Below are 14,676 nucleotides of genomic sequence, written 5' to 3'. Positions count from 1 at the left end.
TAGTCCCTTGCGCAGAACCGGTGCGCTCTCGCTGGCTAGCCGTCCAGCACCTCTCGCACCTTCACTGCGAGTTCCTCGACGGTGAAAGGCTTGCTGAGCACGGCCACGCCGGGCCTTGCCACACGATTTTGGAGCATCGCGTTGGGCGTATAGCCCGTCGTGAAAAGAACCTTCAGATCCGCTCGGCGTCGAAGCGCTTCTTCAGAGAGCTTCGCCCCGTTGATGTCCGGCATGACGATGTCTGTGAATAGCAGGCTGACGTCCGGGGTTTCGTCCAAAAGCTGCAGCGCCGCTTCTGCGCTTTCTGCCTCCACCACGCGGTAGCCCAGTTCAATCAATGCATCGACACTATACTGGCGCACTGCGGGCTCGTCTTCGACCACCAGTATAAGTTCGTGATTGTCGTCGGTAGGCAGGAACGCGGCTGTTTTTTCCTTGAAAACGGGCTCGGTCGCATCCACGAGCCTCGGCAGGTAGACCTTGAATGTTGTCCCTTCGCCGGGCTCCGAGTAGATCTTGACGTGGCCGCCCGACTGTTTGACGAAGCCGTATACCTGGCTGAGACCTAGGCCAGTGCCTTTGCCCACAGCCTTGGTGGTGAAGAAGGGGTCGAAGGCTTTGGCCATTACGTCCGCAGGCATGCCGGAGCCGGTGTCCGTCACCGCGATTAATACATATTGCCCTGCCAGGACGCCTGGTTCGCTTGCCAGATAGCGGTCGTCCAAATCAGCGTTGTGAGTTTCGATGGTGAGCCGGCCGCCCTCCGGCATTGCGTCGCGGGCATTCACTGCAAGGTTCAGGAGCACATTTTCAAGTTGATTTGCATCGGCTGAGATGCGCCAGACGTTTGAATCCAGCACAGTCTCTAACCTGACATCGCTGCCGAGTGAGCCGCGTATGAACCCGGACATCCCCGAGACGAGCTTGTTGATATCGATGGGTTGGGGCTTCAACGGCTGTTGCCGGGAGAACGCAAGGAGGCGCTGCGTAAGCAAGGCAGCGCGGCGCGCTCCGTCCATGGCAGCTTCGAGATAGCGCTTGGCGCGGGGGTCGATCTCGACCGTTCGGCGCTTCAGAAGATCGAGTGAGCCCATCACGATCGACAACATGTTGTTGAAGTCGTGCGCGATGCCGCCCGTGAGATGCCCGACGGCTTCCATTTTTTGCGCCTGGCGGAGGGCCTCTTCGGCGGCTCTCAGAGCTTCGGCCTGCTCTTTCTGACGATGGATGTCACGACCGATACAGTGAAAAGCTCCCTTGCTGGCGGTGACCGACCAGGCGATCCAACGATAGGCTCCGTCTTTGCATAGGTAACGGTTCTCGAATTCGCCGGATTCATCGTTAGCCGCGAGTTCGTTGGCCCAGAGGCGCGATCCTTCGATGTCGTCGGGGTGGATGAACTGCGTATAGGGTCGTCCCACGATCTCAGCTTGCGACCAGCCGAGCAGCGCTGGCCAGGCCGGATTGACCTCTCGTATGGTCGAGTCGAAAGCAACCACCGCGACCAAGAGGTTGGTCCCACTCCAGAGCTGATTGCGCTCCTCCGTGCGCTCCTGAACAAGGTGTTCGAGCTGTTCGCGCGATCGGGCCAGGATCTCCCGAGCGGCGACCATGTCCTCAATGTCTGTACAGGTCCCGTACCAACGCAAGATCACGCCATTGGCGTCGCGCACTGGCTGCGCACGTCCAAGCACCCACCGGTACTGTCCGGATCGATGACGGAGACGATACTCAATCTGATACGGTTCGCCGGTTTCCAGGGAGTGACGCCAAGCGGACCATGCGGCCTCACGATCTTCCGGGTGGAACATTCCGTTCCAAGCTTCGCCGTCTGTGGAACCTTGCGGTACGCCGGTGAACTCGTACCAACGCTGATTGTAGAAGTCGTGGAACCCGTCAGGTCGCGTTGACCAGATCATCTGGTCGATGGAGTTCGTGATCGCCGCGGCCCTGGCTTCGCTTTCGCGCAGCGCCGCTTCTGCAAGCACCTGCCCCGTGGTCTCCGCGACGGCGCAGAACATCCCCATCACTTCGCCTGTGGGCTCGCGAACCGCCGAATATGAGAAGGTAAACCAGGTCTGCTCATCGTAGCCGCGCCGGTTCATGATGAGCGGCAGGTTCTCCTGCCAAGTTGCCTCGCCAGCCATGGCTTTTTGGATCAGAGGCCAGATATCGTCCCAGATCTCGGCCCAAATGTCTTGGAAGCGAGCGCCGAAAGCAGCCGGATGCTTGTCGGCGAGGATCTCAGCGTAGGCGTCGTTGTAAATAAAACCGAGTTCCGGGCCCCAAGCCACGAACATCGGAAACTTCGAGTCGATCGCCAGACTCACGACTGACCGAAGCGTCGGTGACCACCCCTGCGGTGGGCCGAGCGGTGACTTGGTCCAATCGCAGCTGTGCAAGAGCGCCTGGACCGGCGGGCCTCTCTCCGGCGGTTGCGCGCTAGGCAGGTCAATCATCGATATTCTCGCAGCTCTGCGCCGCCGTACGGTCGATCATGGGCATGAGCAACTCAACCAGTGCGCCAGCTGTTTGTTGCCAACATACAGTTGAAACCGTCTCGGCCAAAGGTGCAAGATCGGGTTCGGAACGCGAGGCGGAAGCCGAAATCGCGGCTTTGTCCAAACGAATCTCAGCGCTGTAAGTGGACGTCTTTCACTTATTCGGCGCGTCCCGACGTTCGACCTCGCCACCCGCAATCCGCGCCAGGTAGTCTCTCTTGCTGAACTGCATGTGGTCCACGCAGAGCTGCGCCAGCGCCCAGCTGTCACGGCCCTTCAACAGCTCGATCATCAGCTCGTGCTGGCGCCGTGATTGCGCGAGGCCGTCTCGGTCGGCAAGGTTCTTGGCGCGCATCGGCAGCGTCAGGATCATGTAGTCCTGCAGCGAGCGCACCAGATACGGATTTCCGCAGGCCGAGAACAGCGCGAGGTGGAAGGCGTCGTTGGCTTCATGGATGCCGCGCAGGTCCTGCAAATCCGCTCGCGCGCAATATTGCCGCTGCAATGCTGAGAGCTCGTCGATCAGGCCTTGCTGTGCGGGCAGGGGGATCATCAGCGCGGCCTGCCGAGTCAGCATCTCCCGGACCTCGTAGATCTGCCGGACCTCTTCGGCCGAGTAGAACCGCACGGTGGCGCCGACATTCTTTTCGCGGCGGACGATGCCGCGGCGCTGGGCATCCACCAGTGCCTGGCGCACGAAGTGGCGCGAGGTGCCGTAAGCCGACATCAGCGCGTCTTCCGTGAGGCGCGCGCCTGGCGCGAGCCGGCCGAAGATGATGTCCTCCTCGAGCCGCGCGACGATGTCGTCCGGATCGTCGCGCCGGACCGTCATGGCGTCTGCGGTGTGAATGTCGGACATGCCCTCGGCCTCCCGGCGCCTGGCCGATCCGTCCTGTGGAGCAGGGAAAGCTCGGATTGTCAATAATCCGGTCGTCTACCAGTACTTCAATGCGGAAATGGCAGGTTTGGCGTCTGTCTTATTGACAATCAAGGGACAGGCTGTACGACAATGACCCGGTAATGGGAGTGGTATGATGACGAGTGGGTTGCGCAAAGGGCTGACGAGCTATGGCGATGCCGGCTTCTCGCTGTTCCTGCGCAAGGCGTTCATCAAGGCCATGGGCTATTCCGATGACGCGCTGGAGCGCCCGATCGTCGGCATCACCAATACATACAGCGACTACAATTCCTGCCACGGCAATGTCCCGCAGATCATCGAGGCCGCCAAGCGTGGCGTGATGCTGTCGGGCGCGATGCCGTTCGTGTTCCCGACCATCTCGATCGCTGAGAGCTTTGCGCATCCGACCTCGATGTATCTGCGCAATCTGATGGCGATGGACACCGAGGAGATGATCCGCGCGCAGCCGATGGATTCGGTGATCGTGATCGGCGGCTGCGACAAGACACTGCCGGCGCAGGTGATGGCCGCAATCAGCGCCGACCTGCCGACGGTGGTCATTCCCGTTGGCCCCATGGTGGTTGGTCATCACAAAGGCGAGGTGCTGGGCGCCTGCACCGATTGCCGCCGTCTGTGGGGCAAGTATCGCGCCGGCGAAATGGACGATGTCGAGATCGAGGCGGTCAACGGCCGCCTCGCGCCGTCGGTCGGCACCTGCATGGTGATGGGCACGGCCTCCACCATGGCCTGCATGATCGAGGCCATGGGCCTGTCGCTGCCGATGAGCGCGACGATTCCTGCGCCGCATGCGGAGCGTTTTCGGCTTGCCGAGGCGAGCGGCAGGGTGGCCGCCGAGATGGCCAAGACCAAGGGGCCGAAGCCGAGCGAGGTGCTGACGCCGGCATCTTTTAGGAATGCCCAGGTCGTGCTCCAGGCGATCGGCGGCTCAACCAACGGCCTGATCCATCTGACCGCGATGGCCCATCGCTCGCCGCACCGGCTCGACCTCGAGGTGTTCGACCAGATCGGCCGCGAGGTGCCCGTGCTGATCGATCTCAAGCCGTCGGGCGAGCATTACATGGAGCATTTCCATCACGCCGGCGGCGTGCCGAAATTGCTGGCGCAGCTTGGCGACCTCGTTGATCTCGATGCGAAGACGATCACGGGCGAGAGCCTGCGAGATATCGCGGCAAACGCGGAAGACGTGCCCGGCCAGGACGCGATCCGCCCGCGCGACAATCCGATCAAGAAGGAAGGCGGCCTCGCCGTCCTGCACGGTAACCTCGCCCCGCGCGGCGCGGTCATCAAGCAATCCGCCGCGAGCCCAAAGCTGTTGCAGCACACCGGACGTGCCGTGGTGTTCGAATCCGTCGAGGATATGACGCTGCGGGTTGACGATCCCGATCTCGACGTCACCGCCGATGACGTGCTGGTGCTGCGCAACGCCGGCCCGAAGGGCGCGCCCGGCATGCCCGAGGCGGGCTATCTGCCGATCCCGAAGAAGCTCGCGCGCGCCGGCACCAAGGACATGGTGCGCATTTCGGACGCGCGCATGAGCGGCACGGCGTTCGGCACCATCGTGCTGCACATCACGCCGGAATCCGCCGTCGGCGGGCCGCTGGCGCTGGTGAAGAACGGCGACATGATCCGGCTCGACGTCGCCAAGCGCAGCATCGAGCTGCTGGTCGATGCCGCCGAGCTGGAACGGCGGCGCGGCGCGTTGAAACCCGCGGCTACGCCGGACGAGGCGCGGCGCGGCTATGCCTGGCTGTTCAACGAGACCATCATGCAGGCCGACGAGGGCTGCGACTTCGATTTCATGCAGAGGACCGGGAAGAAGACTGAGCAGAAAACTAAGAGAGGGTGACCAACCACCCGGAAGCGTAGCCCAGACCGCACAAGCGGCGGGCGTTAAAACAGGGGGAAACGATGATTGCACGATCCAAGCTTGGGCTGGCGGCAACGGCCGCGATCCTGTTCGTCACGGGCGCGTCGGCGCAGGAGGTGAAGCATTATCGCTTTGCCTACGACCAGCCGCGCAACACCGGCTATTCCATCGCGGGCGACCTCTTTGCCGAAAAGCTCAAGGAATTGAGCAAAGGCACCATGATCATCGATCAATATCCGGGCGCGCAGCTCGGACAGGAGCCGCAGGTGCTCCAGCTCGTGAAGGCGGGCGACGTCGAATTTGCGATCATCTCCTCGGCGAACACCGCGACGATCTCGCCGCAAGCGGGCGTGATGTCGTTGCACTTCCTCTTCCGCGACGAGAACCACGTGGTCAAGGGCCTGGCCGATCCAAAAGTGTTTGCGGCGCTCAAGACCATGATCGACGAGACCACGCAGGGTCTGCATGTGATCGCGACCGGCTCGCAGGGCGTGCGCCACATGTACTCCAAGAAGGAGATCCACAATGTCGGCGACATCAAGGGCCTGAAGATCCGGGTGCAGGCGACCGCGACCGAGGACACCATGTTCCCGGCCTATGGCGCCCAGACCGTGCACATGCCGTTCGGCAGCGTCTATACCAGCCTGCAGACCGGCGTGGTCGACGTCGCCGAGAACAGCATCAACGTCTACCTCGTCAACAAGCATTACGAGGTCGCGCCGGTCCTGAACATCACCGAGCACGAGGCCAACAACGCGCTGGTCTTCATCTCCGACAAGCTCTGGCAGAGCCTGTCGGCCGAGCAGAAGGGCTGGGTGCAGGCAGCGGGGAACGAGGTCAGCTCCAAGGAGCCGCAGAAAGCCTTCGACCTCGAACGCACCGCGGCAGAGAAGCTGAAGAAGATGGGCGTGAAGATCGTCGACAACGTCGACAAGAAGAGCTTCACGGCGATCGCCGATCCCTATCTCGACAAGCTCGCCAAGGAGCTCGGCCCGCACGCCGAGAAGATCAAGGATTTGATCCGCTCGATCAACTAGGCCGCCGGCGAAATGTCCGTGCCTCCACGAGTCGTCCCGGCGAAAGCCGGGACCCATACGCCGCGGCGGAGCTTGGGGCAGGGTAGCCGCCAGCTTGCTTTGACCACACGCAGCTGGGGCTATGGGTCCCGGCCCCCGTGCGCAGTAGCGCACTAGGCAGGGACGACACTAATGGCCATCGCCGACAAACTGCTGGTGCAACGCCAACGCCACCTCAAATGGCGCGGGCTCGACTGGCTCGAGCTCGCGCTGATGATCCTCTGCGGCGTGCTCTGCTTCGGCTTCTCGCTGTCGGTGACCGCCGACATCGTCACCCGCACCATCGGCCATCCATGGCTATGGCTCCAGGAAGTGACCTCGACCCTGTTCATCTATGCGATTTTCGTCGGCACCGCGGCTGCGACCCGGCGCAACGACCACCTCTATCTCACCGCGATCTCCGAGGCGATGCACGGCACGCCGCGTCTGATCGTCGAGATCATCATCCGGATCGTGGTGCTTGGCGTCGCCTTCTGCCTGATCGTGTACGGCTATCAGAACTATCTCCGCGGCTTCGGCAGTTTTCGCCTGCCGTCGGGCACGCCGATCGCCTCGCTCTACGCGATCATTCCGCTGTCGGGCGTGCTGGTCGGCCTGTTCACCATCGAGCAGCTCGTCAACGGCCTGCGCAACGGCTTTGACCACCCCGAGCCGCCCGAAGAGGATGGCGGGTCGCCTGTCATCACCGACGCGCAGATGAGGGCGCAGCCGTGAGCGCACCCATTGTTCTGGCGTTGATGACGGTCTGCTTCCTGTCCTTCGGCTATCTCGGCGTGCCCGTGCCGTTCTCGCTGATGGCCGGCGTCTTCATCGGCGCGCTGCTGTCGGACGTCTCGCTCGCCGCGATCATCCAGAAGATCTTCGACGGCGTCGATTCCGAGGCGCTGCTGGCGATCCCCTTTTTCCTGTTGGTCGGCGAACTCATGAGCTCGGCCAATGTGGTGGTCCGGATAGCCAACCTCTCGGTGTCGCTCGTTGGGCATATCAGAGGCGGCCTGTCGCAGGTCGTGGTCGTCTTCAGCATGTTCTTCTCGGAAATGTCGGGCTCGACCACGGCCGACGTCGCCGTGATGAGCCGCGCGCTGGGCGGCCCGATGAAGCGCGAGGGTTACGAGCCCGCCTTCATCGCGGCGATCATCGCATCCGCCTCAACGATTGCGGCGCTGGTGCCGCCGAGCATTACCGCGGTGGTCTATGGCGCCGTCGGCAACGTCTCGATCGCCGGCCTGTTCATGGCAGGCGTCGTGCCGGGCCTGATGATCGGCTTCGGCTTGATGATCTATTGCTATTTCTTCGGCCCGTCCGGCCTGCGCAAGCCGCGCGCGCCGCTGCGGCAGGTGGTGTTCGCGGCCGGCGATGCGGCGATGCCGCTGATGATCCCCGTGATCCTGTTGGGGGGCATTCTGACTGGCTGGTTCACGCCGACGGAAGCCGGCGTCGTTGCCGTGGTCTGGATTGTCGCGGTCGTGATCCCCGCGCTCAATCGCGGGCATATCAGGAAAATTCCGTATGATTTCTGCCTTGCGGGCCTGATCTTCTCGCTGCCGCTGATCACGATCGGCGCCGCCAATGCGTTCGGCTGGATGCTCGCGTACTTGCGCGGTGCAAGCTACATCGCGGAGGTGATCACCTCGATCGCCGGCAACGATCCGCATCTCATCATGCTGCTGATGGTGCTGCTCTTCACCGTGGTCGGCGATTTCATTGAGCCGGTGCCGACCATCATCATCTTCATGCCGCTGGTCAACACGCTGACGGAAGCCGGCGACATCAACGCCGTTCACATGGGCGTGGTGCTGATCGCGACGCTCGCCTTCGGCCTGATCACGCCGCCTTATGGCCTGGTGCTGCTGATGGCCTCCAAATTCGTCGGCGTCAGTTTCGCAAAGGCGCTACGTGCCGCGTTGCCGATCTATCTGGTGTTCCTCGGGACAATCGCGTTCGCGATCTACTTCCCGAGCGTGGTGCTGTGGCTGCCGCGGCAGGTGCTCCCCGAGTCGGTCGGCTGCTTCAAGTCGCCGGCGGGGACGGGGTACATCTGTCCGCAGTGAGAGCTACTTGCTCTTGCTCGTGAATTTCCTGACGGCGGTTCGAAACTCCTCCGTGTTCATCGCCATGATGATCTTGTGCTCCTCGGCGTCGAGCTGCTGCTTCACCGGCGTCGTGGCGGCTTGGTAGACCAGTGATTTGGTGCCGGCGATCGCGGCCGGCGGGTTCTGGGCGAGACGCTCGGCGAGGGTTCGCGTTGCCGCCTTCAACTCGGCCGCGGGAACGACCTTCGCAACCAGGCCCCATTCATGGGCCTGCTGCGCGGTGAAATTGTCCTCGGCCAGGAAAATCTGCAGCGCGCGGCGGGGGCCGACCGTGTTGACGATGCCGACCGTAGAGCCGCCATCCGGCGACACGCCGATCTTGGCGTAGGCCGGCGTGAATTTGGCATCCTCCGCGGCGATGCAGAGATCGGTGACGAAGGCGAGGCCCATGCCGGCGCCGGCCGCCGAGCCGTGCACGCTCGACAGCGAGATTTTCGGCATGCGCCGGATGATCTCGATGAAGGCATGATAATGCTTCAACAGCTCGCCGACGACAGGCGTTACCGTGCCCGCTTCGGCGGCGGCACCGATCGTCTGCAGATCGCCGCCGGCTGAGAAGGCGCGGCCTTCGCCTTCGAGGACCACGACCCGGATATCGTCGGCGCCCTCAATGTAGGCCGCGAGCTGTTCGAGCTTTTGCGCAATCGCCAGATTGATCGAATTGAACGCGGCGGGGCGGTTGAGCGTGATGGTCGCGATCGGGCCGCCGATCCGCAGCAAGGCGGGATCATCGGGTCGGGAGACGGGAGCGGTCATTGGAAAATCCCCGGCATGAGGTCGTTCGTGCGACTAAATCGCAGAAGGCGAGGGGTGACAATCCCCGCCAGCCGCCCTTGCGCAAGCCGGAACGATAGGCTCAAATGGGCCTGCCTTCGCCAAAGGGACGGACACGAGCGCCGGCTCCTCCTGGGCAAGCAAGCCAAAATCAGCGCGAGAGGAGACGACATGGGTGACGCTCGTGTCTTGCGGAAATGGGCTGTCCGATGACGGATGGTCCGGTGATCATTATCGGTGCCGGCCATGGCGGCTATCAGGTCGCGGCATCGCTGCGTCAGGCAGGCTTTTCCGCTCCCATCTGCCTGATCAATGACGAGGCGCATCTGCCCTATCAGCGGCCGCCGCTCTCCAAAGGCTACATCAAGGGTGCGGCCGGGCCGGAGAGCCTGATGTTCCGGCCGGAGAAATTCTACCAGGACCAGACCATCGAGCTGCTCGCGGGCCGCGCCGTGTCGATCGACCGCGCGGGGCGCAAGGTGCTGCTCGCCTCGGGCGAAACGCGGTCCTACGGCCACCTCGTGCTGGCGACCGGCGCGCGCAACCGGCTCCTCGATCTGCCCAATGCGAACCTCCCCGACGTGAAATATCTGCGGATCCTCGACGACAGCGAGGCGCTGCGGCAGATTATGCCGTCCAAGACGCGGGTCGTGGTGATCGGCGCGGGCTTCATCGGCCTCGAATTCGCGTCCACCGCGCGCATCAAGGGCCTCGAGGTCGACGTGCTCGAACTCGCGCCCCGCGTGATGGCGCGGGCGGTGACGGCGGAGGTCTCGGAGTATTTTCAGGCGCGGCATCGCGAGGCCGGCATCCGCATTCACCTCGGCGTGCAGGCGACCGCGATCGAGGCTGAGGGCGGCAAGGTCACCGGCGTCTCCTTGAGCGACGGGAGGCATTTGCCGGCGGATCTCGTCGTGGTCGGCGTCGGCGTGCTGCCGAACATCGAGCTTGCGGCGGAGGCGGGGCTGCCGGTCGCGGCCGGGATCATCGTCGACGAATATCTCGCGACCGCCGATCCCGATATCTCGGCAATCGGCGATTGCGCGCTGTTCAAGAGCCCGCGCTTCGGCGGATCGCAGCGGCTGGAATCGGTGCAGAATGCCACTGATCACGCGCGCTGCCTCGCGGCGCGGCTCACTGGCGACCGCAAGGCCTATGACAGCCATCCCTGGTTCTGGAGCGACCAGGGCGAAGACAAGCTCCAGATCGCGGGCCTCACGACCGGCTACGACCGCGTCGTGCTGCGCGGCAGCCCGGCGAACAAGGCGTTCTCGGCGTTCTGCTACAAGGGCGATAGTCTGCTCGGCATCGAATCGATCAACCGTGCCGGCGACCACATGTTCGGCCGCCGCCTGTTCGGCCGGGATCGCTCGATCACGCCGGAGCAGGCCGCCGACGAAAGTTTTGACCTGAAAGGCGCGCTGGCGTGATCAGCCGGCGTTGAGGACGGCGGCGACTTCCGCCGCCGTCGGCATCGACGGCCCCGCGCCCATGCGCTGCACGGAGATCGAGGCGGCGGCATTGGCGAAGGCGAGGGCCGCGCGCAAGTCGACGCCGTCGGCAAGTTGCGCCGCGAGTGCTCCCACGAAACAATCGCCCGCGCCTGTGGTGTCGATCGCCTTCACCACGCGGCCTCGCACCGAAATCTCCTCGCGTCCGGCGAGTGCCAGCACGCCGCGCTTGCCAAGCGTCACACAGATGGTCTGGTCCCCGCGCGCCTGAAGTTTTCGCGCGACGTCGAGGATCCGCGCGGCCTCGTCGCTGTCGGACAACTCCATGCCGGCGAGGAGACCGAGCTCGGTCTCGTTCAGCACGAGGATATCGACGAGCGCGAGCAATTCGCTCGACATGGTTTGTGCCGGGGCCGGATTGAGCAGCGTCGTGGCGCCGGCGTCGCGAGCCCGCCGGAAGAACGCGGCGATCGTCGGCAGCGGGATCTCGAATTGACTGACCGCGACATCGCCCTTTGCCAGCGGGACGGCCGCGACGTCGTCGACGCCGACGAGCGCATTGCTGCCGGGAATGACGACGATGGTGTTGTCGGCCTCCGCCACCGTGATGATGGCGGTGCCGGTATGCGCCTCGGCGGCGTCACCGACAAAATCGAGCGCGATGCCTTGCGCGCCGAGAAATGTCCTCAGCTCACCGCCGAACGAATCCTTGCCCAGCCGGCCGATCAGCGTGGTCCGCGCGCCAAGTCGCGACGCCGCCACCGCCTGGTTGGCGCCCTTGCCGCCCGGAAAATACAGCACCTGCTTGCCCGCGACGGTCTCGCCGACCCGGGGATGGCGATCGGCCGTCGCCACGACGTCCATGTTGATGCTGCCGGCGACGAAGACGCGCCCCATAAGAAACCTCGGATGAGAGACCTCGGCGAACGCTAGACCCTGACCTCGAACTCGTGCCTGACCTTGGCGATGTCGACAAGGGTCGGCAGGCCGGCTTCGTTGCCGAGACGCTGGATCTTGAAGGTCGAGGCTGCCCGGGCAAAATCGAAATGCTCGCGCCAGCTTTTGCCGGGATGGGCGAGATAAGAATAGACATAAGCGCCGTGAAAGACGTCGCCGGCGCCATTGGTGTCGATCACGCGCTCGCGCGGAATCGGCATCGCCGGCATCACCTGCACCGTTCCGGTCTCGTCATACCAGAGCAGGCCCTTCTCGCCCATGGTGATGCCGCCGATCTTGCAGCCGCGGCTCTTGAGATAGTCCAGCATCTTCTCCGGCGTCAGATCCATCTGCTCGCACAGGCGCTCGGCAACGATGGCGACGTCGATGAATTCCAATAGCTCATGCGTGTTGGTGCGCAGGCCGCCACCGTCGAGCGAGGTCAGGATGCCGGCCTCGCGGCAGACTTTCGCGTAATGGATCGCGGCATCGGGCTGATGGCCGTCGACATGCAGCGCGCGGCAGCCGCCGAGATTGAGCATCGGAAACGGATGGATGTGGTCGTCGTCGCGGCAGCGGACGATGGCGCGCTTGCCGTCCTTCGGCATGATGAAGGACAGCGAGGACTGGTTGACCTTCCGCCCATGCAGCGAGATTGCATATTTCGCGCACATGTCCATGAACATGCGGCCGAGCCAGTCATTGGCCGCGGTAGCGATGAGATCGGGTACGATGCCGAGCTTGGCGCAGCAGAACGCCGCGGTCACCGCATTGCCGCCAAAGGAAACCGCGTAGTCGGAGGCCACGTGCTTCTCGTCGCCGGTCGGCATGTGGTCGGTAATGAAGACGACGTCGATATAGGTCTGTCCGATGAAGAGAGCCTGCATTGCTTGTCCGTGATGCGCTTTGTGGTCCCGGCCGGCGTGCTTACTGTAACACCGGTTCCGCCGCGGGACCGCTGAAATTATTCGCAAAACCGCCGCTCGGAGTGCTTGAGGTCGGCATGCGGCCGGAATACGACCATCACCGGGCAATGCCAAGTCCGGACAAACGCCGTCTCTCGGTCCATGGTTCCGGGCCGGTCAATAGGGGGAAACATGATCACCGGCCTCGATCACGTCGTCGCACTGGTCAGGGATATCGGTGCGGCCAGCGCGGCCTATCAGACGCTGCTCGGGCGCGCGCCGGCCTGGCAGAATTCGGGCGAGGGCGCCGACCGGGTGCTGTTCACTCTCGCGAACATGACGATCGAATTGATGGCGCCGAACGGCTTCAGCGTGACAGCCGACCGCATGCGCGCGCTGCTCGGCGACCAGGAAGGCGTGCTCGCCAGCCTGTGCTTTCGTGTCGCGGACATGAGCAAAATGCACCGGCGGCTGGAGCGGGTGGCGCTCAAGCCGGATCCGGTTGCCGAGGTCGAAAGCAGCGACTCGGAGAGCGGCGCGGTCTTGCACTGGAAGCGGACGCGCGCCGCCACGGAGCTCACGCGCGGCGTGCGCATGTTTTTCCTCGAACTGGCTGATGGGCGCCCGCTTTCGAAGACGACTGATATCGGGCCGATCGATGCGCTCGACCACGTCGCGATCACCACCGAGGATTCCGATCGCGCCGCCGCGCTCTATGGCGCGCGGCTCGGGCTCGATCTGGCGCTCGACCGCTCGCATCAGGATTGGGGCCAGCTGATGTTCTTCCGCTGCGGCGATCTCGTCGTCGAGGTGGTCCGCCGTCCCGTCGCGGGCGGCGATCCCCTGCATGACCGCCTCTGGGGCCTGAGCTGGCGGGTGACCGACATCGATGCTACGCGCGCCCGCCTGATCGCCGCCGGCCTCGACGTCAGCGAAGTGCGCAACGGCCGCAAGCCGGGCACGCGGATCATGACGGTGCGGACCGGCACCTGCGGCATCCAGACGGTGCTGCTGGAGCGCTCGCCGAAGCCGGTGGATTGAGGGAGTCATTCCGGGGCGTCGCGAAGCGACGAGCCCGGAATCCATTCCTCCACTTGCCCTGTCGCACGATGGATTCCGGGCTCGCGCCCAAGAGGGCGCGCCCCGGAATGACCACGTTTCTCAAACGCGCGCTCCCGTGTTACACGGCATCCTGAGACCACCCAGCGAGCAACCGGTTTGGCGAAAGCAGCGGCAAAGCGAACTCTGAAATGGCAGCGCGATCCCGAGGGGATGCGGCTGCGCATTCTCGAAGCCGCCAAGCAGGAATTCTCGGCCCATGGGCTCGCCGGTGCGCGCGTCGACCGGATTGCGGCCAACGCCGGCGCCAACAAGCGGATGCTCTATTATCACGTCGGCAACAAGGACGAGCTCTATCTCGCGGTGCTCGAAGGCGCCTATGACAAGATCCGCAGCGAGGAGCGCGGGCTCGATCTCGAGCACCTCGACCCGCCCGAAGCCATCAGGCGCCTGATCGAGTTCACCTGGAATTATTTCCTGCGCAATCCCGAATTCCTGTCGTTGCTCCAGACCGAGAACCTTGCGCGCGCCAAGCACCTGAAGCGCTCGACCAAGGTCAAGTCGATGCACTCGCCCTTCGTCGAGATGATCGGCACCGTGGTGCGGCGCGGTGTCTCCGGCGGCGACTTCAAGGTCGCGGTCGATCCTGTCCAGCTCTACATCTCGATCGCGGGACTGTGCTTCTTCTATCTGTCGAACTCGGCGACGCTCAGCGTGATCTTCGGCCGCGATTTGCTGGCCAAGGACGCCAAGGACGAGCGGCTGGACCACATGGTCGGCCTCGTGCTGGCGGCGCTGACGGGACAGTCGGCCGCGCTGTTAGCCATGACGAAGGCGCTGAAGTCGCGTGCCGCGGTGGCGCAGACGGTTTAGCACTGCTGCCGCTCGTCTCCTTGTTTGACGCGATCTGCCTCTCCATCGTCGTCCTGGCGAAGGCCAGGACCCATACCGCGTGATCCATCGATCGCGCGTGGTGCCAATCCCGAACGACCAGCCTTCGCCAAACTTCACCCTGTGGTTATGGGTCCTGGCCTTCGCCCGCACGACCCCTAATGTTTGCAGGGCCGGCACGCCCGGGCGCCCCCCGCCCCCCCC

General features: G+C 64.0%; 13 protein-coding genes. 7 read left to right on the top strand and 6 right to left on the bottom strand.

The features are described from left to right. Window positions 1-35: 35 nt before the first annotated feature. From AC0L3C_RS14735 to AC0L3C_RS14725, 3 genes are all read right to left on the bottom strand, one after another. Window positions 36-2,330 (bottom strand): PAS domain-containing protein, encoded by a 2,295-nt coding sequence (locus AC0L3C_RS14735; RefSeq protein ID WP_473408316.1) that lies wholly within the window; start codon window positions 2,328-2,330, stop codon window positions 36-38. Between the two features lie 121 nt (window positions 2,331-2,451). After that, window positions 2,452-2,625: a hypothetical protein gene (locus tag AC0L3C_RS14730; RefSeq protein WP_473263531.1), complete on the bottom strand. Its 174-nt coding sequence runs from the start codon at window positions 2,623-2,625 to the stop codon at window positions 2,452-2,454. 30 nt (window positions 2,626-2,655) lie between these two features. Next, on the bottom strand, window positions 2,656-3,360 hold the full coding sequence (locus AC0L3C_RS14725) for a GntR family transcriptional regulator (RefSeq protein WP_473408315.1): 705 nt from the start codon (window positions 3,358-3,360) through the stop codon (window positions 2,656-2,658). 175 nt (window positions 3,361-3,535) lie between these two features. Here AC0L3C_RS14725 and AC0L3C_RS14720 point away from each other — a divergent pair, with 175 nt between their 5' ends. From AC0L3C_RS14720 to AC0L3C_RS14705, 4 genes are all read left to right on the top strand, one after another. Then, window positions 3,536-5,266, top strand: a complete 1,731-nt coding sequence (locus tag AC0L3C_RS14720; protein WP_473408314.1) for an IlvD/Edd family dehydratase — start codon at window positions 3,536-3,538, stop codon at window positions 5,264-5,266. 62 nt (window positions 5,267-5,328) lie between these two features. Continuing rightward, window positions 5,329-6,324: a TRAP transporter substrate-binding protein gene (locus AC0L3C_RS14715; RefSeq protein WP_473263534.1), complete on the top strand. Its 996-nt coding sequence runs from the start codon at window positions 5,329-5,331 to the stop codon at window positions 6,322-6,324. A 171-nt stretch (window positions 6,325-6,495) separates the two neighbouring features. Next, complete coding sequence (locus AC0L3C_RS14710; RefSeq protein WP_473263535.1) at window positions 6,496-7,077, top strand: TRAP transporter small permease; 582 nt, start codon at window positions 6,496-6,498, stop codon at window positions 7,075-7,077. Beyond that, window positions 7,074-8,414, top strand: a complete 1,341-nt coding sequence (locus tag AC0L3C_RS14705) for a TRAP transporter large permease (protein ID WP_473408313.1) — start codon at window positions 7,074-7,076, stop codon at window positions 8,412-8,414. Before AC0L3C_RS14710 ends, AC0L3C_RS14705 begins: the two co-directional genes overlap by 4 nt. A 3-nt stretch (window positions 8,415-8,417) precedes the next feature. On the opposite strand, the gene AC0L3C_RS14700 is transcribed toward AC0L3C_RS14705, so the two are convergent. After that, window positions 8,418-9,212 (bottom strand): enoyl-CoA hydratase/isomerase family protein, encoded by a 795-nt coding sequence (locus AC0L3C_RS14700; protein WP_473263537.1) that lies wholly within the window; start codon window positions 9,210-9,212, stop codon window positions 8,418-8,420. A gap of 227 nt (window positions 9,213-9,439) precedes the next feature. On the opposite strand from AC0L3C_RS14700, the gene AC0L3C_RS14695 reads away from it, so the two are divergent. Next, window positions 9,440-10,660: an NAD(P)/FAD-dependent oxidoreductase gene (locus tag AC0L3C_RS14695; protein ID WP_473408312.1), complete on the top strand. Its 1,221-nt coding sequence runs from the start codon at window positions 9,440-9,442 to the stop codon at window positions 10,658-10,660. Here the strand turns inward: AC0L3C_RS14695 and rbsK are convergent, their stop codons facing one another. Further along, window positions 10,661-11,578: a ribokinase gene (gene rbsK / locus AC0L3C_RS14690; RefSeq protein WP_473408311.1), complete on the bottom strand. Its 918-nt coding sequence runs from the start codon at window positions 11,576-11,578 to the stop codon at window positions 10,661-10,663. Between the two features lie 32 nt (window positions 11,579-11,610). Further along, entirely contained in the window at window positions 11,611-12,504 is an 894-nt protein-coding gene (locus tag AC0L3C_RS14685) for a sugar kinase (protein WP_007593904.1), read from the bottom strand. Window positions 12,505-12,714: 210 nt separating this feature from the next. Here AC0L3C_RS14685 and AC0L3C_RS14680 point away from each other — a divergent pair, with 210 nt between their 5' ends. After that, the gene (locus AC0L3C_RS14680; RefSeq protein WP_473408310.1) at window positions 12,715-13,563 is read left to right on the top strand and encodes a VOC family protein; all 849 of its coding nucleotides are present in this window, start codon (window positions 12,715-12,717) and stop codon (window positions 13,561-13,563) included. A gap of 231 nt (window positions 13,564-13,794) precedes the next feature. Continuing rightward, entirely contained in the window at window positions 13,795-14,454 is a 660-nt protein-coding gene (locus AC0L3C_RS14675) for a TetR family transcriptional regulator (RefSeq protein WP_473263559.1), read from the top strand. Window positions 14,455-14,676 lie beyond the last annotated feature (222 nt).

The sequence above is a fragment of the Bradyrhizobium sp. WSM4872 genome (assembly GCF_055811715.1).
Note: the sequence above shows the minus strand (reverse complement) of the source record. Positions and strands in the feature narration are given on the sequence as shown.